Annotated in this window: 22 protein-coding genes and 1 other RNA gene; 10 read left to right on the top strand and 13 right to left on the bottom strand. The window is 61.5% G+C overall.

All coding sequences use genetic code 11. The annotated features are described in order from the left end of the window. Positions 1 to 45: 45 nt before the first annotated feature. Genes ruvA through AC1DK3_RS12850 form a run of 3 tightly spaced genes read right to left on the bottom strand, consistent with a single transcriptional unit; the run spans position 46 to position 3,295 of the window. Positions 46 to 669: a Holliday junction branch migration protein RuvA gene (ruvA, locus tag AC1DK3_RS12860; protein ID WP_477192574.1), complete on the bottom strand. Its 624-nt coding sequence runs from the start codon at positions 667 to 669 to the stop codon at positions 46 to 48. Then, a complete protein-coding gene (gene ruvC / locus AC1DK3_RS12855) occupies positions 666 to 1,193 on the bottom strand; it encodes a crossover junction endodeoxyribonuclease RuvC (RefSeq protein ID WP_477192573.1) in 528 nt (175 codons plus the stop codon). Before ruvC ends, ruvA begins: the two co-directional genes overlap by 4 nt. Further along, positions 1,190 to 3,295, bottom strand: a complete 2,106-nt coding sequence (locus AC1DK3_RS12850) for a hypothetical protein (RefSeq protein ID WP_477192572.1) — start codon at positions 3,293 to 3,295, stop codon at positions 1,190 to 1,192. Before AC1DK3_RS12850 ends, ruvC begins: the two co-directional genes overlap by 4 nt. 164 nt (positions 3,296 to 3,459) lie before the next feature. Here AC1DK3_RS12850 and AC1DK3_RS12845 point away from each other — a divergent pair, with 164 nt between their 5' ends. After that, positions 3,460 to 3,777 (top strand): hypothetical protein, encoded by a 318-nt coding sequence (locus AC1DK3_RS12845; RefSeq protein WP_477192571.1) that lies wholly within the window; start codon positions 3,460 to 3,462, stop codon positions 3,775 to 3,777. Between the two features lie 24 nt (positions 3,778 to 3,801). On the opposite strand, the gene AC1DK3_RS12840 is transcribed toward AC1DK3_RS12845, so the two are convergent. From AC1DK3_RS12840 to AC1DK3_RS12815, 6 genes are all read right to left on the bottom strand, one after another. After that, on the bottom strand, positions 3,802 to 4,551 hold the full coding sequence (locus tag AC1DK3_RS12840) for a YebC/PmpR family DNA-binding transcriptional regulator (protein ID WP_477192570.1): 750 nt from the start codon (positions 4,549 to 4,551) through the stop codon (positions 3,802 to 3,804). A 98-nt stretch (positions 4,552 to 4,649) separates the two neighbouring features. Continuing rightward, positions 4,650 to 5,477 (bottom strand): TIGR00282 family metallophosphoesterase, encoded by an 828-nt coding sequence (locus AC1DK3_RS12835; RefSeq protein ID WP_477192569.1) that lies wholly within the window; start codon positions 5,475 to 5,477, stop codon positions 4,650 to 4,652. A gap of 13 nt (positions 5,478 to 5,490) precedes the next feature. Beyond that, positions 5,491 to 6,081: a 5-formyltetrahydrofolate cyclo-ligase gene (locus AC1DK3_RS12830; RefSeq protein ID WP_477192568.1), complete on the bottom strand. Its 591-nt coding sequence runs from the start codon at positions 6,079 to 6,081 to the stop codon at positions 5,491 to 5,493. A gap of 32 nt (positions 6,082 to 6,113) precedes the next feature. Beyond that, positions 6,114 to 6,273, bottom strand: a non-coding RNA gene (gene ssrS / locus AC1DK3_RS12825) — 6S RNA. A gap of 88 nt (positions 6,274 to 6,361) precedes the next feature. After that, positions 6,362 to 6,724, bottom strand: a complete 363-nt coding sequence (locus AC1DK3_RS12820) for a cell division protein ZapA (protein ID WP_477192567.1) — start codon at positions 6,722 to 6,724, stop codon at positions 6,362 to 6,364. Between the two features lie 45 nt (positions 6,725 to 6,769). Continuing rightward, positions 6,770 to 6,991: a hypothetical protein gene (locus AC1DK3_RS12815; protein WP_291166083.1), complete on the bottom strand. Its 222-nt coding sequence runs from the start codon at positions 6,989 to 6,991 to the stop codon at positions 6,770 to 6,772. A gap of 280 nt (positions 6,992 to 7,271) precedes the next feature. Here AC1DK3_RS12815 and gap point away from each other — a divergent pair, with 280 nt between their 5' ends. Together gap and AC1DK3_RS12805 are read left to right on the top strand one after the other, a co-directional pair. Continuing rightward, the gene (gene gap, locus AC1DK3_RS12810; protein ID WP_477192566.1) at positions 7,272 to 8,282 is read left to right on the top strand and encodes a type I glyceraldehyde-3-phosphate dehydrogenase; all 1,011 of its coding nucleotides are present in this window, start codon (positions 7,272 to 7,274) and stop codon (positions 8,280 to 8,282) included. Positions 8,283 to 8,358: 76 nt separating this feature from the next. After that, positions 8,359 to 9,393 carry a class I fructose-bisphosphate aldolase gene (locus AC1DK3_RS12805; RefSeq protein ID WP_477192565.1) on the top strand — a complete coding sequence of 345 codons (1,035 nt, stop codon included), beginning with the start codon at positions 8,359 to 8,361 and terminating at the stop codon, positions 9,391 to 9,393. A 91-nt stretch (positions 9,394 to 9,484) separates the two neighbouring features. Here AC1DK3_RS12805 and AC1DK3_RS12800 read toward each other — a convergent pair whose 3' ends face one another. After that, positions 9,485 to 11,824 (bottom strand): L,D-transpeptidase family protein, encoded by a 2,340-nt coding sequence (locus AC1DK3_RS12800; protein WP_477192564.1) that lies wholly within the window; start codon positions 11,822 to 11,824, stop codon positions 9,485 to 9,487. A gap of 347 nt (positions 11,825 to 12,171) precedes the next feature. Here AC1DK3_RS12800 and AC1DK3_RS12795 point away from each other — a divergent pair, with 347 nt between their 5' ends. From AC1DK3_RS12795 to AC1DK3_RS12775, 5 genes are all read left to right on the top strand, one after another. After that, entirely contained in the window at positions 12,172 to 12,825 is a 654-nt protein-coding gene (locus AC1DK3_RS12795; RefSeq protein ID WP_477192563.1) for a thiamine phosphate synthase, read from the top strand. Beyond that, a complete protein-coding gene (locus tag AC1DK3_RS12790) occupies positions 12,822 to 13,913 on the top strand; it encodes an SEL1-like repeat protein (RefSeq protein ID WP_477192562.1) in 1,092 nt (363 codons plus the stop codon). Before AC1DK3_RS12795 ends, AC1DK3_RS12790 begins: the two co-directional genes overlap by 4 nt. A gap of 98 nt (positions 13,914 to 14,011) precedes the next feature. Further along, positions 14,012 to 14,806, top strand: a complete 795-nt coding sequence (locus AC1DK3_RS12785) for an inositol monophosphatase family protein (RefSeq protein ID WP_477192561.1) — start codon at positions 14,012 to 14,014, stop codon at positions 14,804 to 14,806. A 118-nt stretch (positions 14,807 to 14,924) separates the two neighbouring features. Next, a complete protein-coding gene (locus AC1DK3_RS12780) occupies positions 14,925 to 15,974 on the top strand; it encodes a flagellar motor protein MotA (protein WP_477192560.1) in 1,050 nt (349 codons plus the stop codon). 6 nt (positions 15,975 to 15,980) lie between these two features. Further along, the gene (locus AC1DK3_RS12775; RefSeq protein ID WP_477192559.1) at positions 15,981 to 17,009 is read left to right on the top strand and encodes a peptidoglycan -binding protein; all 1,029 of its coding nucleotides are present in this window, start codon (positions 15,981 to 15,983) and stop codon (positions 17,007 to 17,009) included. A 296-nt stretch (positions 17,010 to 17,305) separates the two neighbouring features. Here the strand turns inward: AC1DK3_RS12775 and AC1DK3_RS12770 are convergent, their stop codons facing one another. Then, entirely contained in the window at positions 17,306 to 19,129 is a 1,824-nt protein-coding gene (locus tag AC1DK3_RS12770; RefSeq protein ID WP_477192558.1) for an ABC transporter transmembrane domain-containing protein, read from the bottom strand. Positions 19,130 to 19,415: 286 nt separating this feature from the next. On the opposite strand from AC1DK3_RS12770, the gene rpmE reads away from it, so the two are divergent. Beyond that, entirely contained in the window at positions 19,416 to 19,640 is a 225-nt protein-coding gene (rpmE, locus tag AC1DK3_RS12765) for a 50S ribosomal protein L31 (protein ID WP_339082762.1), read from the top strand. 85 nt (positions 19,641 to 19,725) lie between these two features. Here rpmE and rcdA read toward each other — a convergent pair whose 3' ends face one another. Together rcdA and AC1DK3_RS12755 are read right to left on the bottom strand one after the other, a co-directional pair. Further along, positions 19,726 to 20,274 carry a protease adaptor protein RcdA gene (gene rcdA / locus AC1DK3_RS12760; RefSeq protein WP_477192557.1) on the bottom strand — a complete coding sequence of 183 codons (549 nt, stop codon included), beginning with the start codon at positions 20,272 to 20,274 and terminating at the stop codon, positions 19,726 to 19,728. Positions 20,275 to 20,654: 380 nt separating this feature from the next. Beyond that, entirely contained in the window at positions 20,655 to 20,846 is a 192-nt protein-coding gene (locus AC1DK3_RS12755) for a DUF1192 domain-containing protein (protein WP_477192556.1), read from the bottom strand. Between the two features lie 148 nt (positions 20,847 to 20,994). On the opposite strand from AC1DK3_RS12755, the gene AC1DK3_RS12750 reads away from it, so the two are divergent. Further along, entirely contained in the window at positions 20,995 to 21,993 is a 999-nt protein-coding gene (locus AC1DK3_RS12750) for an NAD(P)H-quinone oxidoreductase (RefSeq protein WP_477192555.1), read from the top strand. The last annotated feature ends 5 nt before the right edge of the window (positions 21,994 to 21,998 follow it).

Genomic DNA, 21,998 nt, shown 5'->3' with positions numbered 1-21,998 from the left:
TCATGGGTAGCGAACTGTTCCGATAGAGATTCCGCGCGGCGCGCTCTAGCGAGCCAATTCCTTGAGACTACGCTTGATGAGGCCCGCTGTATCCGCCGCGTCTCCAAGCTCTTTTGAAGCAACGGCGACCGCGGCACTGGCCTGAGCAGGGTTGTAGCCGAGATTTGTCAGCGCCGAGAGGGCCTCCGAGAAGGCCAATCCCGCGGAGGAGCCATTCGCCTGCGGCGTCGCATGGCCGCCCGCTGGAATGGCGTGGCCTCCGATCGAGAGCCCCGGCGCCTTGTCCTTCAGTTCGGCGACGATGCGCAAAGCGAGCTTCTTGCCGACGCCCGGCGCCTCTTCGACTGCGGCCCAATTGCCGAGCGCCACCGCGCTCGCGAGATCCTGCGGCGACATGATGCCGAGGACGCTCAACGCGACTTTCGCGCCGACGCCCTGGATCGACTGCAGCGTCCGGAACCAGCTGCGTTCGAACTCGCTCTGAAAGCCGAAAAGCCGGATCGCATCCTCGCGCACGTGCGTATCGATCGTAAGCGCCACATCGTCGCCCGGCTTCAAATTGCGCAGTGTTCGCGATGACGCCTGCACTTCGTAGCCGACGCCGTTGACATCGATGATGAGAAAACTTTCGCCGACCGCGTCGACCTTACCCTTGAGCTTGCCGATCATGTGGAAGCGACCTTGGTTGCAACGGCCGCCAGCCTCTGCCGGCTGACGCGGTGATGCGCGTGCGTGATGGCGATGGCCAGCGCATCGGCTTCATCCGCGCATCCGAACGTCGCCTTCGGCAGGAGAAAGCCGATCATCGCCTGGATCTGCTGCTTTTCAGCGTGTCCCGCGCCGGTCACCGACTTCTTGATCAAGTTCGGAGTGTATTCGGCGACGCGCAATCCGAGCCGCGCGGGGGCGAGAAGAACGGCGCCGCGCGCCTGCCCGAGCTTCAACGTCGAACGCGGATTCTCGTTGACGAAGGTCTCTTCGACCGCGGCTTCCGACGGGCTGAAGCTCTGGATGACGCTCGTCACGGCATCGAACAGCGCAGATAGTCGATAGGCGAGATCGTCGTCCTTCGGTGGCGTGATGACGCCGGACGCGACGTACCCGAGCCGGACACCGTCGCTTTCGATGATTCCCCATCCCGTCCGCCGCAAGCCGGGGTCGATGCCGATAATTCGAATCGTTCGTCCATTCATGCTCTCCGCATAGCACGAACCGCATAGGGCGCCGAAGGCGTCATAGGTGGCGGCGGCAGCGGCGGCGGCTTCGTGGCGTCGGCAACCTTGCCCGTCAAAATAGCGTCGAGCGCCTCGGCGACGTCGGGCTCCGTCCAGTAGCCGGTGTGGCCGCCCATCCCCATCACGTGATTGTCGACGCGAAGACCCGGCGGCGGGTTGATGCGGCCGCCGATGTAATCGTCGACGCGATAGAGATTGATCCAGCATTTGAGGCTAGCGGCGATGCCGAGGGGCGCCCCCTTCGATGCCGAGTACTCATGGAAATACTTTTGATAGAGCGTGCCGAGCGGCGAGCCGAACGTCAGCAGCGCCGGCGAAGCGTCGCCCAGCCGTGCGTAATGCGGGCCGTTATCTCGCAGGAAGTCATACACGATGACCGAGCCCTGGCTGTGCGCCAGGAAAATGACGCCGTCGTATCCCTGGTTCTGCACGAAATGTTCGAGAACGAGGTTGAGCCGCCCCTGGATGCGCTCGCGCCGCAAACGCCGGAACCGCGCACGAAATGCTGACGGGATGAAGTACGCCGCCGTTTCCTGCCGCGGCTGATAATGATGATCGATGAGATCGCGCGCGACGTTGACGACGTTCGCAATGCGCCGCCCGAAGAAGAACGGCAGCGCCAGCGCGACGACGGCCGCGACCGGAAGAATGTAGCTGCGCAGCGTCACGAAGACATGGTTGCTGTCGAGATAGGGCTGCACGAAAACCAGCGCCATGACGACGATGAACGCCACGATCAGTAGCGCGACCAGAAAAGGATTGAACAGCAGCCTCGGCATGTTCCGCGCCGTGTGCTCGAGATCGGAAAGGCCTCGTCGTGCTCGCAAATGCCTGAGTTCGATCAGAACGCCGCCGCCGATGATGAACAGCATCACGGTGAGCGCCGCAGCCGCAAAGATGAATTTGAAGCGGCCGATCCAATCGAGTTCGATATTGGGAACCTGCACAAGCTTCGCGACGGCGCTGGTCCTGTCGATCTGACGCGCCTCGATCGCGCGCTCGATGAACGGCTTTGCTTCCTTGAGGGTCGTTATCGTCTCCGCCCGATTGAGGATCGGATAGATCGCGCTGACGACGACCGTCGTCCAAAGCAGGAATTGCATGATCAAAATGGCGATGCTCGTAGAGACTGTCGCCAGGCGCGAATGATCTCCCGTCTTCAGCGCACGCACGTAAGCGAGGCCCAGCAACGCCGTGGCGAACAGCATCACGCTGCCCCAAATGCGCCAGCCCCAGATGATGACTTTGTAAAGCCCGTTGATATAGCAAGCCGCCGCCGACGATCCGGCGATTGCGCAGTCCACCGGATGGGCGCCAACACCGCGGTCCGGACCGATCTCGAGATCGGGAACGATTTTGAGCAGCGGCAACAGCACGTCGTAAAACGTCAGTACAAAAACCGCGAGCGCCGCGATCGCGAGCCAGAACACGGTGTCGTACCACGAGTAATCCTGCTGCCGCGTAATCCGGTAGAAGACGTAGAGCGATCCGACGAACATCATCGCAGTGACAATCAGCACCTGCGATCTCACGTCCACGACGTCGGTCGTCAGGGTCGCGGGCTCGAAAAGGAAAAGGCCGCAGATGACCGACGTCACGATCGTCAGCGCCGCGCTCGGGCCGCGAATGAGCCAGCCGGCGATCCAGAGTATTTTCCTGAGAAGCCACGAAATCGCATCCCGTGACCGGTCGAGCATCGCATCCACGAGATGATGAGATTCGAAGATGACGCGGAAGAGCTGCAGCAGCGTGTTCACGCGGCCTTCCTGAACCGTCGTCAGATCGGCCCAATGCAGCTCCACGGCCTCGATCTCGATGCCGCTGGTGTGCGCCGCGCCTCGGCGAATGACGGGAAATACCGGCGCCGGCGTGCCGATCTCGGGCTCCGGCATCCGGTTGTATTCGTTGGCGGGGGAAACGCTGTAGCCCGGCCGCGTCTGGGCGAGAGTATCGAGGACGGCGTTGACGCAATAACCAGGCTCGGTCTCACCGACACCATGGACAACGACAAGCCCGACGCGAACCCGGCCCCTTCCCCCCGATGGTCCGTCCGCCGCCATTCAGTACCCCCGTACGCAGTATGCTGCGCAACCATAATGCCTTTGACGCGATCCGCGATACCCCTCGGAACTCTCAGGGGGCCTCGTCAGAGCACGCGATTTCGGCTTTAGTGTTGCCGATTGACCAGCATCTTTCGTAACCAATCCGACTTGATGAGGACGTCATGGACCCGACATTTTCTCATCCGCACTGGATTGTGGCGGGTTTACTGCTGATCCTTGCCGGATTCTGGTTATTTCGGTGGTCCGGGCGCAACAGCGCTGCAGGCGAAATCGCCGCCGCCACGACAGAAGCGGCCATTAACAAACTTTTGAAAAATCCTGCGGCGAAGGTCCCGGCGGGCGCGCAAAGCCCGGCGAAGAAGCGCGCGGCCGCGAATTTTCGGAACGCAATGGCTCAGCTTGCAGGCATCGTCGGCTTGCTGATGCTCATTGCCGGACTGGTTTATGCCGTGTTCGGAATATTCTATCCCGGAGAATAGCAGCGGCGGACGATAGCGTTTCCCTCAGGCCGCCGTCAGCTTCTTCATGACATCGTCCGGTATCTCGAAGTTGGCGAAAACGTTCTGAACGTCGTCGTCGTCCTCGAGAGCTGCCAGCATTTTCATGATGGTCTGCGCGCCGTTCTCATCGACCGTGGTCGTGAGGTTCGGCTTCCACATTGCCTTCACGCTTTCCGGTTCGCCGAGCTTCTTCTCGAGTTCCGCAGCAACCGTGCCCAACGAGTCGAATCCGCATGCGATGACGTGCCCATTCGCATCCGACTGCACGTCCTCCGCGCCGGCATCGATCGCGGCTTCGAGAATTGCTTCGGCCGATCCCGCGGCAGCCTTGTACGTGATCTCGCCGATATGATTGAACATGTGCCCCACGGCGCCCGTCGCGCCGAGGTTGCCGTTGAATTTCGTGAACACACTGCGCACAACGCCGCCCGTGCGATTGCGATTGTCCGTCAATGCTTCGACGATCACGGCGACGCCGCCTGGAGCATAGCCTTCGTACCGCACCGCCTCGTAGTTCGCGAGATCGCCGCCCTGCGCCTTCTTGATGGCACGCTCGATGTTGTCTTTCGGCATGTTTTCGGCCCGCGCTTCCTGGATCGCGAGGCGAAGACGCGGGTTCATGCTGGGGTCGGGCGTTCCGGATTTCGCAGCGACCGTGATCTCGCGCGCGAACTTCGCAAAGAGCTTCGAACGCATGGCGTCCTGCTTGCCCTTGCGGTGCATGATGTTCTTGTATTGCGAATGGCCGGCCATGCTCGTGCTCGCTTAGCTTGGAAATATGCGCTGAACTCAAGCCCGTCTTTTGCGCAACGGCCGCGCCCCGGTCAAGAACATCGACGCCAAGCGCGTCTTCAGGTGTTCGACCAGAACGCTGGAACGGCCGGCTCGAGGTGCGGACCAAGGCGCAAAGGCCCGGCGTTCACAGCCAAACCCGTTTTGTCGTCGATATCGACGGCAAATCCCGAAATTGTTCCGGGTCCGACCGCCGGCTCGTACCGCCCGCGCGGAATGCGGGTCAAGAACCGGTTGATCGGCTCCTCGGGGTCCATGCCGAGCACCGAGTTGTAGTCGCCGCACATGCCCGCGTCCGACATATAGGCCGTGCCGCTCGAAAGGATGCGAGCGTCCGCCGTCGGCGTATGCGTGTGCGTCCCGACGACGACGCTGACGCGGCCGTCGAGGAATATTCCCATCGACTGCTTCTCGCTCGTCGCTTCGGCGTGAAAGTCGATCAGGATCGCATCCGCGCCGTGCTTCAACGCGCACGCGGAAATTTCATTATCAACGGCACGGAAGGGGCAGTCGAGCTCGGTCATGAAAACACGTCCCATGGCGTTCACCACAAGGACATCGGCCCCGCTCTTCGCCTTGAGCAAGGTCGCCCCCTTGCCCGGCGTTCCCTTGGGATAATTGAGAGGACGGATCAGCCGGTCGTGACGTTCGATGAAGACCAGGGCGTCCTTCTGATCGAACGAATGATTGCCGAGCGTCACGCAATCGGCGCCGGCATCGATGAGATCGTTGAGGATAGCCTCTGTGATCCCGAAGCCGCCTGCCGCGTTTTCGCCGTTGATTACGACGAAATCCAGTCCATAGCGCTTGATGAGGCCCGGCAATGCATCGCAAACCACCGTTCGGCCCGGGCGACCGACGATATCGCCGAGAAACAAAAGACGCATCAAGGATTCCGGATCAAGGGTCGAGGCAACGTTGCGGGCCTGAGGGGGTCAGAACCCAATCGAGTTTCTCGTCATAGCTTTCGACCGGCACCGCGTCGACCCTTTGTTCATCGTAGGCGATGCCGACAGCAACGATGGGTTTTAGCGCCCTCAAACGCTTGAGCGTCCGGTCGTAGAAACCGCCGCCGTAGCCGAGCCGGTAGCCTCGTCCGTCGAATGCCAGGAGTGGCACCAGAACGACATCCGGGTCCACGGACGGCTTGTCCTCGAGTGGTTCTGCAATGCCCCACGCAGCCGGCGCCATAGCGTCTCCTGGCGACCACGATCGCATCAGAAGCGGCTTCCCACGGCCTTGCATCACAGGGAGCGCCAGCCGGAACCCTTCGGCCTGCAGCCACGCCATCAGCGGCCCCGGATTGATCTCGTCGCGGATAGCGGCAAAACCCGAGACGACCGTATCGGCCTTGATCCCAAGAAAATCGAGGCCCTGAGCCGCAATCTTGCGGCTCGCCTCTGCTCCGTGACGCTCAAAGGCCGCTTGACGCCGAACAAACGCTTCGGTCCGCAGCTCTTTCTTGGCGTCTAGCCTAACTTCCGCAGTCAAACGCGCTTTCCGTTTCCCGATAATCGTTGAATAAAAGTGCCGCGAAGGCCGTTGGGAACATGATCCCGCGTGGTCCCTACGAGTGTAGGTGGGCACCATATGTCCGAAGCCACGGCTCCGGACAGGGACAGCACCCGTGCGGATCTTATAGGCCCCCGGGTCATTTGTCCCTGACGAGCCCCGCAGCACGTTTGATTTAAGTGAGGTGGCAGGAAAAATCCAGGGTTACCGCCGGGATGGCTGTCGATTCCGGCTGCGACCGAGGGCGTACCGGGCCGCCCTAGCCTTTGGCACGCCGCCGCACGGGCTCGAGATCTTCGTCCTCGTGGTCCTCGTCTGCCTCATCGCCAGTTTCGTCCCGGCCAGTTTCGTCCCGGATTGAGCGAATGGCGGCCGATCTGGCGGCCGGCGAGCTGCCTTCGAGCAATTCGTCGACATCCGCCCGGGCGTCGAACAGCTCGTCGGTTACCATCAATGCGGCCATCAAGATTAATCGCTCATCGCCGATGGCCCCGTGCTCGCGCACGACCGCGTCGAGCTTGGAAGTCAGATAATCAACGATATCGGTGAGACGCCCAGCGTCGTGCTCTTCGCACTGGAAGCGATAGGTGCGTTGATTGAAGGTGAACGGGACCTCGGCCATTCTATCCGGCAGCTCCGCCGCTCTCCCCTTGAACGACGCTCACAGTCAACCGCTCTCGTGCAGACTATGAAGCGAATCGAGAACCCAATCAATCCGGTTCAGCGCATCCGCTGTCCGCTGCTCAAGCTCCGCGATTCGCTGCTGCGCGGTCGCGAGTTCGGCCCTAAGGCGCGCGTTCTCCGACCGCAACTCGACGTCGCCAGCCGGTTTGCGGGCCGACTTGACGTCGTCCGCGCGTTTCATCTTAACGGTGTTGCGTTCAGTCATGGCCTCTAATCGCCCTTTCGGACGACACGATTGACGCATCTATCACCTTCGCTTGCAGTCTACGTTACGTGGCGAAGGTAAATGCAGTCAATAAACGAGACCGTGTTGTACCCCGTTGAACGTAAAGATTTGCAGGAGCGGACGCCCCGTCAACGGAGCTGAATGATTGACAGGGGCCCATTAAGTGACGTTAAAGACCCGCAATTACTGGCGATAACGGAGATGAGACCTACATCTCATCAAACCCAGCATAAAATCTTACCCCGGAGGACCCCCGAGAATGACTGTGAAGGTGGCGATCAACGGTTTCGGCCGCATCGGCCGTAACGTGCTGCGCGCAATCATCGAGAGTGGACGTACGGATATCGAAGTCGTCGCCATCAATGATCTCGGCCCTGTCGAAACGAACGCGCATCTGCTGCGTTATGACAGCGTGCATGGGCGTTTTCCGAAAGCAGTGAAGGTCTCAGGCGACACGATCGATGCGGGCAGCGGACCGATCAAGGTTACCGCGATCAAGAATCCGGCCGAGCTTCCTCACAAAGCCCTCGGCGTCGACATCGCGTTCGAGTGCACGGGCATCTTCACGTCGAAGGACAAGGCCAAGGCGCATCTCGAAGCGGGCGCCAAGCGCGTGCTCGTTTCAGCTCCCGCCGACAACGCCGATCTGACAGTCGTTTACGGCGTCAACGACGACAAGTTGACGAAGGACCATCTGATCGTCTCGAACGCGTCGTGCACGACGAACTGCCTCGCGCCGGTCGTCCACGTGCTCCACAACGCCATCGGCGTTCAGCACGGCTTCATGACGACGATCCATTCCTACACAGGTGACCAGCCGACGCTCGACACCCTGCACAAGGACCTCTATCGCGGCCGCGCTGCAGCGTTGAACATCATTCCGACGACGACCGGCGCCGCCAAAGCCGTCGGCCTCGTCATCCCCGAGCTGAACGGCAAGCTCGACGGCGCTTCCATGCGCGTGCCGACGCCGAACGTTTCGCTGGTCGACTTCAAGTTCGTCGCCAAGCGCAACACGACGGCCGAGGAAGTCAATAACGCCCTCATCGAAGCGTCACAGTCGAACCGCCTCGCTGGCATCTTGGCTGTTACGAACGACAAGCTGGTCTCGATGGACCTGAACCACGACCCGGCCTCCTCGACGGTGGCGCTCGATCAAACCAAGGTGATCGACGGGAACTTCGTGCGCGTCGTCACGTGGTACGATAACGAATGGGGCTTTTCGAACCGCATGGCCGATACGGCCGTTGCGATGGCGAAGCTCATCTAACCAAATTCTGACGGGCGCCAACGAACGGCGCCCGTTTTCATGAGTAGTCAATTTGAAAGCGCCTGCGGAGGCAAAAATGAGCGAAAGACTTGAAGATATCGCCCGCGCTCTGGTTGCGCCTGGAAAAGGCATTCTCGCTGCCGACGAAAGCACGAGCACGATCAAGAAGCGCTTCGACACGATCAATCTCGCCTCGACCGAAGACAGCCGCCGCGATTATCGCGAGATGCTGTTCCGCGCGACCGAGGGCATGAAGAATTACGTTTCCGGCGTCATCCTCTATGACGAGACGATCCGGCAGAAAGCTAAGGACGGCACGCCGCTCGTCGACATCATGAAGGCGGCGGGTTCGATTCCGGGTATCAAGGTCGACATGGGAGCGAAGCCTCTCCCCGGCCCGACCTCCAAAATCGAGACCATCACGGAAGGCCTCGACGGCCTGCGCGAACGCTTCGCTGAATATCACAAGCTCGGCGCCCGCTTCGCGAAGTGGCGCGGCGTCATCACCATCGCCGATGGCTTGCCGAGCTGGAACTGCGTTAAGGCCAATGCGCACGCACTCGCCCGTTACGCAGCCCTCGCCCAGGAAGCCGGCATCGTTCCGATTGTCGAGCCTGAAGTGCTGATGGACGGCCCGCATTCGGGTCACGACATCGACGAATGCTATCGCGTGACGGAATGGACGCTTCGCACGGTGTTCCGCGAGCTTTACGACGCGCGCGTCAAACTCGAAGGCATCGTGTTGAAGCCTAACATGGTCATCGCCGGGCAGAAATCGGCGAAGCAGGCGAGCCCCGCCGAGGTTGCCGAGAAGACGATCAAGTGCCTGAAGGAGACCGTACCGTCGGCTGTTCCGGGAATTGCATTCCTGTCGGGCGGTCAGTCCGACGAAGCCGCCACCCAGCACCTGTCGCTCATGAATGCTTCGGGTCCGCTGCCCTGGCCGCTGACGTTCTCCTACGGCCGGGCGCTGCAAGCGGCAGCGATCCAGGCGTGGGGCGGCAAGCCGGAAAACGTTGCAGCCGGCCAGCGCGCGTTCACGCATCGCGCGAAGATGAACAGCCTCGCGGCTCTCGGCAAATGGAACGAGACGCTCGAAAAGGCTGCTTGATCGCGAGGCGCGGCAAACAAAGTTCGCCGTCGAAAACAAAAAAGAGCGGATCGTTTGATCCGCTCTTTTTTTTGTCTCGGTCTGAGCCCGCTCAGTTCAGGAAGATGTTCGAAAGCGCATCCTGAATGGTGCCGCCCGTAGTCTTGCCTTGCGGCTTCTGCTGCTTCGCAGACGCGCTCTTCTTCGTGTTCTGGTTCTTCTTCGAAGGCGGCGGAGCGTCCATCATGCTGTCAGAACCCGCATCACCAGCGACGGTTGCGCCGCCCGGATCGTTGGAAGCCGTCGGCACGCCGCCGCGTGCGCTCGTTTCAGACGGATCGAAGGCCTCGGGTGCCGTATAGCGAACCGGACGCCCGCGCAGCGCCGACATGATCCGCCCGTCATGACCGTAGAGGTCTGCGTAGTTCAAGAGACGTCCATCGTCATCGACGCGAGCCGTGAAGTAGACGAGATAGACCGGCACTTCCTTTGAGAGTGTAACGCTCGCGCCGCTGTCCCAGAGTTGAGCAACTTTTTCAGGCGAATAACCCTTGTCTTCGGCAAGAAGAACCTCAGCCGTGCGCCGTGGCTCCTCGACGCGCATGCAGCCATGGCTCAAGGCACGATTGGTTTGAGCGAACAGGCCGCGCTCGGGCGTATCGTGCATGTAAACATCGTGCCGGTTCGGGAACCGGAATTTCACGAGGCCAAGCGGATTGTCTGCGCCAGGTGGCTGCGTGAAGCTGTACTGGCGGATATCGGCAGTGCTCCAATTGACCGAGTCCGGATCCACCGGCCGGCCGTTGTAGTAGACCTGCAGCTTGTAGGCTTCGAGCACGCGCGCGCCGCCGCTTCCCCCCCCGCCGCCGAACAGCTGATCGAAGAAGCCGATGCCGGTGCCGGAACCCGACGCGCTTCTGAGGCGCGGCAGAAGCTCCTTGGATTTGATGCCGTCAGGCATGCCCCAGCTCGGCTTGAAAATCACGAACTGCATGTTCGCAGCGAGCACAGGCGTCGGCCAGGAAGTCTGCCCGACGATCATCTTCTGTTTGAGTTCGAGCTGGTCGCGCTTCCAGATTTCGCTCGTGAACTCGGGAATGTTGTTCATCACGTAGAGCGGCCCGAGATCCACCGGCAGCCAGCGCCAACGTTCCATATTGGCGATGAGCCGGTCGACGCTCTGCTTGGGATCGGCTCGCTTCGGCTCGCCCGCCTGGTTCAAAGCCGAGCGCACGCGGTTGCTCAAAATGCCGTTGGCCTTGAGACCGTTGTCCCGCTGAATGCCGCGCACGGCATCGGCAAGTTCGTCGTCATAGACGCGCTCGTCCGCCGGATTTGCAGCAGGCATCTTCAAGCGCTGGCGCAGAAGCGAAATCTGATCGTCTTCCGCACCGGGTTTCAGCTGCTTGCCTTGCGGCAGCTTGATCAGGAGCGCCGGATCGACAGCTTCTTCTTCCTGCTTCGGACCGCGCGCTTTCAAAAGCGCCTGGCGCAGGCGCTCGAAGCCGACGTGCTTCGGATTCAATCCGCGCAGATAAGCGTCAGGTTCCGCAACACTCGCCAGTTCGCTGATGACGGTCTTCGCGTCCTTCACCGGCGGCTTCATGTCGAGAATGTTGCTCAGCGCCACGGGATCGAGACGGCCCCCGCGCGCGAAGCGAGCATATTTCAGAGCGGCAAGCGTGAGCTGCGCGTCGGCGGCACCCAGCGCTTCCGCATTCGCGCCGCTTGCGATGTTCGCCACGACGAAATCGGAAGGCTCGAGCCCCCAATCGTCGGCGGTCCGCAGCGTCGAAATGACGGCCTTGGCCTTATGCGTGAAACCGCTGTCGTTCACCCAAAGCGGTTCGGTCCGCGAATTGTAGAAGTCGCGCGCGGCAGCAACGTCGACGGCGACATTTTCCCGGCCGGAGAGTGCTTTGTCGCCGAGCTTCGCGCGCGCAGCCTCCACGATGGGGTCGACGGGCGGCGCAACCGGAGCCGCGACAGCGGGGATCGGTTCGGTCTTCGGCTGAACGGCGGTATCGGCTGGCGCAGTAGCAGGCTCAACAGCGGCGGGAGTGGTGACAGCGGGAGTGGCGGCAGCTGGAGCTACATCCGACGGCGACGGCGCGGATACGCTCGGCGCAGCAGGCGCAGGCGTTTCGGTCGGCGGCGTTACCGCAGCGGTCGCCGGAGTTGTCGGAGTTGGCGTCGGAGTTGGTGTCGAAGCCGGAAGCGCCCGCGTTTCAGGAGTTGTTTCAGGTGTTGTAGCGGCGGCCGCGGCCGCGTCTTTCGCAGCCTCCGAAGCGGGAATAGCGCCAGTCGTCGTGTTCGACGGCGGAAAATAGGTCGTCGTTCCGCTCTCTGATGAAATTTGAACAGGGGGCTCGGCCATTGCAGCCGAATTGACGCCGATTGAACCGATCCCCAGCAAGCTGACGCCCAGAAGGCGAAGAGAAAATTTGATCATTCCCCGTGTGGCTCCGATAGGCGAGAGGCGCGGCGATGCCAGCGTTGCCGACACTACGTGAGCCCTCAAGTTGGCGGAAAAACGCCGAAACTCAGAGATGGGGCAACATTGGCCCCTTCCCCCAAACTGGTAAACTGCCAAACCCTCGGATTCCGGCGAAAAAACCCGTCTGTGACTGAGAAAACTCGAATCGTCTTGAGTATAGCGCCGATTACTGCAACCCAGTGCGCCAAACAAGTTGGCAAACCACTTGCCAATCCACGATGCCCATCCACGTAGAAAGCCGCCCGCTTCTTGTTTCCGCCGCAATCGGCTTTGAAGAGCGGGCCTGAACCGGAGCCTATCGCTTGTCGAGCGCCACCAGCCTCTACCTTGACTTCGAGATCGACGCGGGATCTCCCGCAGCGCACGCGTTGAGCCTGCTCGCCGCGGCGTCCGGTGCCGCCACAATCGCGAGCGTTCTTATCCGCTCCGCTGATGGAACGTCCGTGGACGAAGCACTGGCCCGCAAGCTCGTTGTAGAGGCTCAGAAGAGGAACATCGCGGCCATCGTTCCTTCAAGCCTGGAGGACGCCACGAAGCTCAACGCCGACGGCATCCACCTGCCGTGGTCGCGCGATATCGTCCGTCAGTTCAAAACGTTGAAGCAATCGGCGCCGGCCGGAACGATCATCGGAGTGGATATCGGACGCAGCCGCCACGATGCGATGGAAATAGCCGAAGCCGGCGCCGATTACGTTGCATTCGGCGTTCCACCCCACGTCGAAGATCGCGAGCGCGCCGCCGAGCGACAGCTCGACCTGATCTCGTGGTGGAGCGAAGTATTCGAAATCCCCTCCGTCGCCTTCGATGTCGACGATGCGGACGCAGCGCACCGTCTCGCCTCGGCTGGCGCCGATTTCGTTTCCGTCCGCCTCGGAACACAGGATACGGAAGCAGCAGCCCTTGCGCGCATTCGCGAATTTTCCGAGGCGATAAGGACCCCGGAGCCAGCGAAATGACAGCACGCGCGACGAAGTTCGTCGTACCGCTCGCAGCATTAGTACTCGCCACCTTCGGTGCGGCTGCTCCGCTCTTGGCGGACAACAGTTCGTGGTTCACGCGCGATACCGAAACGCCCGTGCCGAAGCTCGCGCCCTCGCCGAAGAAAGCGCCGCAAAGCACGCCTCCCGCGCAACAGGGAACGTCCGAAATCCGGAAAACAATTCCGTCGACCGTGCCGGCGACCGGGGACGACGCGGCCTATACGGCCTTCGATCAGGGTCAGTACCTGACGGCTCTCAAGCTTGCGGAAGATGCAGCCGCGCGGGGCGAACCGCAGGCCAACACGCTGATCGCGCGGATCTACACGGAAGGTCTCGGCGTCCAGAAGGACGACAGGAAAGCCTTCGAATATTACAAGCGCGCGTCCGACCTCGGCGACATGCAGGGAATGTTCGCACTCGGCATCTCGTACGCCGAAGGCCGCGGCGTGAAAAAGGATCGCAAGGCCGCCGCCGAGCTGTTCGAAAAAGCGGCGCTGACCGGCCACGCCGAAGCCAATTACAATCTCGGCCTTCTTTTCCTCAAAGGCGACGGCAAACCCGAAAACCCCATTCGCGCCTATCAGCACATCCGCTACGCCGCCGAAAAGGGCTTGCCTCAGGCGCAGTACGATCTCTCCGAACTTTATCAGACTGGATCGGGCGTCGCCGCCGACGCGCTCGAAGCCGCCCGTTGGCTATCCCGAGCCGCCGAGCAGGGCTACCCCGAGGCGCAGTACGACTACGCCGTGAGATTGATCCAAGGCATGGGCCTCACGAAAGACGAGCCGAAGATCCCAATTCTGATGAAGGCCGCGGCCGACAAGGGTATCGCGGGCGCCCAGAACCGTTTGGCCTACGTTTATTTCGACGGCATCAAGGTAAAGAAAGATCCGGTCGAAGCCGCCAAGTGGCGGCTCATCGCCAAAAAGCATGGTTTCGAAGACGAAGAACTCGATGCGCGGATTGCGAACATGCCCAAGGCCGACCGCCAGAAAGCAGAAGCCGAAGCGTCCGCCTGGGCGGATCGTATTCGGGCCGATCCCGGCATGGCCGAACTCCAGTAGCCATTCACTGGGGCTTCGGCCTTTCAGTCGCCTTGCCACAGGGTCGAAGAGCCGTTAGAGCCCGGCTCTCCCCTTTTGCGCCCGTCCGGATCATCGAAATGAATAACGTATCGCCGACACTCAACGTCATGATCTCGGCTGCACGCAAGGCGGGGCGCAGCCTCACGCGCGATTTCGGCGAGGTGGAGCAATTGCAGGTCTCGATCAAGGGACCGGCCAATTTCGTCTCCGCCGCCGACCACAAGGCAGAGGACATCATCTTCAAGGAGCTGTCCAAGTCGCGCGGCACCTACGGTTTTCTCATGGAAGAGCGCGGCGAGATCATCGGCGCCGACAAATCGCACCGCTGGATCGTCGATCCGCTCGACGGCACGACGAACTTTCTGCATTCGAATCCGTTGTTCGCAGTCTCGATTGGCCTCGAGCGCGAAGGTCAGCTCGTTGCGGGCGTGATTTACAATCCGGCGAGCGACGAGCTGTTCACGGCCGAAAAGGGCAAGGGCGCGTACATGAACGATCGCCGCCTGCGGGTCGCGGCCCGCAAGAGCCTCGGCGATGCCCTCGTGACGACCGGAATTCCGCACCGCGGCCGCGAAGGCAAAGCGCGCTACCTGAAAGAAATGGACCTGCTGATGAACGAGGTCGCAGGCATCCGCCGGACGGGGTCGGCCGCGCTTGACCTCGCCTTCGTCGCGGCCGGGCGGTTCGACGCCTACTGGGAACATAATCTTCAGCCGTGGGACGTCGCGGCCGGCATCGTCATCGCCCGCGAGGCGGGCGCCTTCGTCACCGATTTGACCGGTAGCGACAAAATGATGGAATCCGGCGACGTCATGGCCGCAAACCCCCACATTCACAAAGCTTTGGGGTCATTCCTCTTCAATAAAGCCTGAATCGAGCCGCATAGCCGCGGGGCGGCCGCCACTTTGGCATGATGTTGCCCGTTTTCGATGGAACAGCCTTGCGCTAAGGTTCTGCAGGACCAGAGGGGCGTTCCGGAGGCAAGGACGAATGGCGAAGATCCGCCCGGGCGATGCTTCGGCACTGGCCCCGGTATCACGGCGGCTGACACCACCCGGTGTCTTTTTGCTGCGCATGACGATATTTTTGACGTTGGTGGGCTTTCTCGCCGCCATTCTGTTCGACCAATTGAAGCACTCGTTCCTGAACAACCCGGGCCTTAACGGCCTGATTGTCGGAACTTTGGCGCTCGGCATCGTTTACGCCTACCGCCAGGTCTTCCGCCTCTACCCCGAAATTCGCTGGGTTAACGCCTTCCGAATCTCGGACCCCGGCCTCTCGATCAGCGCCCGCCCGGTGCTGCTCGCACCGATGGCGACGATGCTGCGCGACCGGACCGGCACCCTTTCGCTGTCGACCGCCGCGATGCGCTCGTTCATGGATTCGATCGGCTCGAGGCTCGACGAAGCCCGCGACACCGGCCGCTACCTCGTCGGCCTGCTCGTCTTTCTCGGCCTGCTCGGAACGTTCTGGGGCCTCCTCGAGACGATCCAGTCGGTCGGCGCGGCCATCGACACGCTCGACAGCAAAGCGACCGACAACGTCCAGCTCTTCAGCGACCTGAAAGCCGGCCTTTCCGCGCCCCTGAAGGGCATGGGCACGGCGTTCTCGTCATCGTTGCTGGGTCTATCGGGTTCTCTCATACTGGGCTTCCTGGAGCTTCAGGCGAGCCACGCCCACAATCGCTTCTACAACGAGCTCGAGGAATGGCTGTCGGGCATCACCGAGCTGACGCCCGCTGGCACCGGCGCCCATACGAATGATTACGTCAATCGCCAGCTCCTGTCGGCGGTTGTCGAAATGCAGCGCTCGCTCGAGGACTTCGCGAACCGCGTCGTGGATCAGGCCGGTATGCCTGCAAAAGGCGTGGCCCCCCAGGAAGACGTCCGGGACCTCGCGCGCGGCGTCAACCAACTCGTCACGCAGATGCGCTCGGAGCAGAAAGTCGTCCGCGAATGGGTCGACGAACAGGCGCAAAGCCAAGCCGAGGTCGCCGCCATGCTGCGCAACCTTGCTGACGCCATGAAGCGCGGAGTTTAAAGGCGCATGGCACGCGGACGGTCCCGTCGCAGCGGTGAATACGGGGAGTTCTGGCCTGCCTACGTCGACGTGCTGTCGACACTGCTTCTCGTCGTCACGCTGCTGATGTCGATCTTCATGATTGCCCAATATTTCTCGGCACAAGAGGCCACGGGGAAAGACTCGGCCCTCCAGCGCCTGACCCAGCAGATCAGCGAGCTGACCTCGATGCTTTCGCTCGAGAAAGGCAAATCGCAGTCGGCCCAGGACGATCTTTCGGCGCTGCAAGCCTCCCTCTCGTCGGTGAAAGCCGAGAATGAGAAATTGACGGGCGCAGGTCTCGGCGCCGACGACCGCGCCAAAGCGGCGGAAGGCCGGATCGTCTCGCTGGGTGCCGATCTCGACAAACAAAAAAACATTTCCGCCGAAGCGCTATCGAAGGTCGACCTGCTCAATCAGCAGCTCGTCGCCTTGCGCCGCCAGATCGCCGCCCTGAGCGACGCGCTCGATGCGTCGCAGAAGAAGACGACCGAGAGCGACAAGACCATCAAGGATCTCGGCGCCCGCCTGAACACCGCGCTCGCGCAGCAGGTGCAGGAACTGAAGCGCTATCGCTCGGACTTCTTCGGGCGCCTCAGAGAACTACTGAAGGATCGCAAGGACATCCGCATCGCCGGCGATCGCTTCGTGTTTGAATCGGAAGTTCTCTTCCCGGCCGGATCGGCGACGCTGACGCCGGAGGGTGACGCCGCGATGGACCAGATCGCATCGGCGATCCTGGAGCTTCAAAAGGAAATCCCGCCCGACATCGACTGGGCGCTCCAGATCAACGGTCACACCGACGTCCGCCCGATCTCGAGATCGCAGTTTCCATCTAACTGGGAATTGTCGACCGCACGCGCGTCGTCCGTGGTCAAATATCTGATATCGCGCGGCGTCCCGCCCGATCGCCTCGTGGCCGCGGGCTACGGCGAATTTTCGCCGATCGATCCCGGTCTGACGGAAGAGGCCTTCCAAAAGAACCGCCGCATCGAGCTGAAGCTGACGAACAGATAACCCAGCGCGACCGGCGGCCGGCGCGCGGAACGCGTGCTCTCGTCATCCTCGGCCGAGCGTGGCGCAGCCACGTCGAAGGCCGGGGATCCAGCGCAAGACTCGCCGAAGGCGCCAAAGCTAATTCGATCAAGAAACTCCGACCGCGTCCGCGAGCCAACGGATCAGCTCGGCGTTGTTGTACGAGATATCGTACGCGAAACAGCCGAACAGGACGACAATGACCGTCAGTGCTCTCATGAGAGCAATGATCAGCATGCGGAAGTTAATGGAACGTTAAAGAACGTCCGTCGAGTTTCTCACTCGGCGGCTTCGCGCCCGAATTGAAGCTCGGCGAGATGCGCATAAATCCCGCCCCGGCGGACAAGCTCGACATGCGTCCCGGCTTCGACGATCCGCCCCTTCTCCATGACGAGAATGCGATCGGCTTTCTGAACCGTAGCGAGCCGATGCGCGATGACGATGCTCGTCCGGCCCTTCATCAAGTCTTCGAGCGCGCGCTGGACAGCCCCTTCGCTCTCCGCGTCGAGCGCGCTCGTCGCCTCGTCGAGCAGCAGGATGGGGGCGTTTTTCAGAATGGCGCGCGCAATGGCGATCCGCTGACGCTGCCCGCCCGAAAGCGAGGTGCCGCGTTCGCCGAGCTTTGTATTGTAACCGTCCGGAAGGCGGCGAATGAACTCGTCCGCCTGGGCCGCCGTCGCAGCCCGCCGAACTTCCGAAAGCGTCGCACCGGGCGTCCCGTAGCGGATGTTCTCCGCGACCGTATCGGCAAAAAGAGCAACGTCTTGCGGCACAAGCGCGATGTGACGGCGCAGCGCCGCGACGTCGGCGTCCCGTACATTCACCCCGTCGACGCGAACGACGCCTTCGTTCGGATCGTAGAATCGAAGAAGCAAATTGAAGATCGTCGACTTGCCCGCACCGGACGCGCCGACGAGCGCCAGCGTCTCGCCGGAACTCGCGCGAAACGATACGCCATCGAGCGCCTTCTCGGCGGGGCGCGTGGGATAGGCGAAGGTCACGTTCTCGAATGCAATGGTGCCGGTTGACGGTTCGGGCAACGGCGTCGGATGCTCGGGGGAACGGATATCTGGTACCGTCGCCATCATTTCCGAAAGCCGCTCGGCGGCGCCGGCAGCCTGGCTCATCTCGCCCCATACTTCCGAAAGCTCGGCCAGCGCGCCGGCTGCAAAAAGTGCGTAAAGAACGAATTGCCCGAGCCGGCCGCCGGTCATATCGCCGACGACGACCTCGGACGCGCCATACCAAAGCACACCCGTGACGCTCACGACGGTCAGCAAGATAGCGACGAAGGTCAGTGCCGCGCGGGCAAGCATCCGCCGCCGCGCAGCTGCGAACGTCCGCTCGACGGCGCGCGCAAAACGATCGGAAACCGTCTTCTCGTTCACGTACGCTTGCATCGTCCGGTAGGCGCCGAGGTTTTCAGAGGCGTATGCCGAAGCCTCGCCGAGCGTATCCTGAGCCTCCCGCGACAACCGCCGCACGGCGCGCCCGAATCCGACAAGCGGAAGCACGATGATGGGAATGGCGAGAAACACCAGCGCCGACAGATTGGGGCTGGTTATGAACATCATGACAAGCGCGCCGACCAGCATGATAGCGTTGCGTGCCGCCTGACTGAGCGCCGTCCCGGCGACCGCCTTGATCTGCGTGGTGTCCGCCGTCAGCCGGCTCATGATCTCGCCGGAGTGATTGAGATCGAAGTAGGCGGGGCCGAGCTTTGCGAGCTGCGCGAAGACCTTGGTTCGAAGGTCGGCAACAACCCGTTCGCCGATCCAGTTCACGAAATAGAAGCGGGCCGGGCTCGCGACCGCGATGACGAGGCCGATGGCGATGATCGTCAGGAAGTAGTTGTTGATCAGCGTTGAATCGTTGCCGCCGAAGCCGTTGTCGATCATCCGGCGGACAGCAAGCGGCACCGAAAGCATCGCAATCGCCGAGACGACCAAGGCGATGATCGCGCCCCACAGCGCGCCCTTGTGACTGAGAATCAGCGGCTTCAGCGTTAAGAGCGGCTTGAGCGCCAAGCGCTTTGACTGCCGCGTGTTTTCTTGGTCGGGCTGGGCCCGTTCGGAGCCCTGATCTGCTACGTCGCTGCTCATCGGCCTTTTTTGGTCCAAAGCTTGGGGAAACAAGATATTTCAACCCTGAAGCCGGCCCGGACCATGCCCCACCGGGCAGCCGGGCTCAAGAGACAATGGGCCGCTTTTTGGCCCGGAAGGCTTACGGTTTCCTCAGGTTAGGCCCGACTTGAGGCCGTTATCCGGCCTTGTGCGGCAAGCTTATCTCGGCTAAAGAACGCGCCAATTCAGTCCCCTCTGCACGTACCGGGGCCGAGGCTCGTCAGAGCTTCGCCGTGAAAATCGCATTCAAGACGGACACAAGGCCATGAAGAAAGACGCCGACCTTCACCCGGATTACCACCAGATCAAGGTGGTGATGACCGATGGAACGGAATTCACGACCTATTCGACCTATGGCAAGGCCGGCGACAAGCTGACCCTCGACATCGACCCGAACACGCATCCGGCCTGGACCGGCGGCGATGCGAAGTTGATGGACCGTGGCGGCCGCCTGTCGCGCTTCAAGAAGAAGTTCGAGGGCATGTTCTGATCGCCAAAGGCGTCGAACGCACTCTCTGGAAAAGCAAAGGCCCGGTCGCGAGACCGGGCCTTTTGCGTCCGAACTGAATTTGAATTCAGCTGAATTTGACTGAAAACGCGCGCTCGAGCATGCCCACCTGCTGCGCAACAGGATTGACGGCCGCTTGCGGCGTCTCGGCAGCGGAAGGCTTCGCCAACACGCGATCGAGCTGCGAGATGCGATCGTGAAGCTGGAAGCTTTCCTCGATCAGGCTCTGCAAACCTTGCGGAAGCTCGGTATAGCCCTTGACGTGCGACGGCCGGCCGAAAGCCTGTAGCTTCACGCGGCGGCGCTTCTTCTGAGCCTCTTCGTCGGAGATCTCACCCTCGCGCAGAGCGCGACGGATCAGGAGCCACGAAGCAAGGTCGAGCAGCCGAGTTGTGAGCCTCATGCTTTCGGTGGCATAGAGCACGCCCACGCCGCCTACGAGATCCTTGGCCTCTTTCCGGCCCGGTCCATCAAGGTAGCTCGCCGTGCGCTCGACGAGCGCCATGCCTTCCTTGAAGATGTGGTCAAACTGCTCGGAGGACTGAAACCGCTCACCGAACGAGACCGTTGTGGCGCCGCCCGCAGGCACGCCGTCCACGCGATATACGTTACTCATGACCCTCAACGATACAAACGCTTACCCGTCCGCAACTGCTACCACGAACTGACATTAGTGCACCATAGTTAAGAAGAATGCCCAAAACGGGGCATGTATCCCCACTTCCGGCGAACCTCCTGTGGACAATGCAAAAAAAGAGCCGCCCAAACGAGCGGCTCGAAAGTCAACAGTGAGGCGTCAACAAGCGGCAGAGGGACCGCTTTTATCCAGATGGCCTGGATCGAGGCTCAAAATGGCCGGATATGCTTAAAGTTCAGTTAAGTGAAACCGTCCGCTCACTGTTCCAGCGTTAGCAAATCGAAACATTGCGCCAAATTGATCCGATCCCAAAATCGGACAGCGCAAAGCGCATTTCAAATAGATGCTTCAGAACCGCTTCACGATTTGAATAGCGCGCGCGCGGCGGCTTCGTGCTGGCGCTTGCGATCGAGCTCCACGTTCACGCGCACGATCTCCGCATTGAGATCCGCGATCCGCTTTTCGAGCTCGGCGACCGACAGCGTTTCGAGATTGTCTCCGATAGCCGCGCCGCTCGGCTTCTTTCGCGGCATCAGATCATCGAGGTCCATGACTGATCCTCCAACTTTTCTTTTGGCGCTCAGTCTATTTGAGACGCGAAGGGGCGTCGAGAGTTGGTCGCCACAGCACGCGCCCGCTTGCCCCGCTTAGCTTCCCAGTGCATTCCTCTCGGCCATCTTCAATGAGAAAGCGAGCGAGATGAGTCTCCCGACATCGATGAAGGCCGTTGTGATCGCGGGATCGGGCGGCCCCGACGTGCTTCAGTTGACCGAAATGCCGGTGCCGCAGCCGAAAGCGGGCGAAGTCCTGATCAAGGTTGCAGCCGCCGGAGTGAACCGGCCGGACGTGCTCCAGAGGCAGGGAAATTATCCCCCGCCCAAAGGTCATTCCGAACTTCCTGGGCTCGAAGTCTCAGGCGTCATTGCAGCTCTTGGCGAGGCGGCTGGTCAATTCGCCGTTGTCGACCCGGTTATGGCTCTCGTTCCAGGTGGCGGATATGCCGAATTCGTCGCCGTTTCCGAGCTGTGCTGCATCAAAAAGCCGGACGCGATCTCATTCACCGAAGCGGCAGCGATCCCCGAAACGTTCTTCACTGTCTGGTACAACGTGTTCGACCGCGGGCACCTGAAGGCGCGCGAGAAATTCCTGGTCCACGGCGGCACGAGCGGCATCGGCGTCACCGCAATCCAGCTCGCAAAGGCGTTCGGAGCAACCGTCTTCACGACCGTCGGCTCGGATGAAAAGTGCGAAGCTGCCCGCGCCCTTGGCGCCGACGTCGCCATCAATTACCGGACGCAGGATTTCGCGCAGGTGATCAAGGGCGAGACCGCCGGCAAGGGTGTCGACGTCATCCTCGACATGGTCGGCGGCGATTACATCGAGAAGAACATTCGCTCGCTCGGAGACGATGGCCGCCTCGTCAACATCGCCTTCCAGAAAGGATCGACCGCAACGGTCGATTTCATTCGCGTGATGCTGAAACGGCTGACCCTCACCGGATCGACGCTGCGCATTCGCACCCCCGAGGTGAAAGGCGAAATTGCCCGCAGCATCGAGGAGCACGCTCTGCCGCTCATCGTCTCCGGCAAGATCAAGATACCGATCGACAGCACCTATCCCATGGCGCGCGCGAGCGAAGCGCACGCGCGAATGGAGAGCAGCGCGCACATCGGCAAGATCGTGCTGACAGTCGCCTGATCGGC

It is taken from the genome of Hyphomicrobium sp. 01T421, from assembly GCF_056398805.1.
This window is presented reverse-complemented; position numbering and strand designations above follow the sequence as displayed.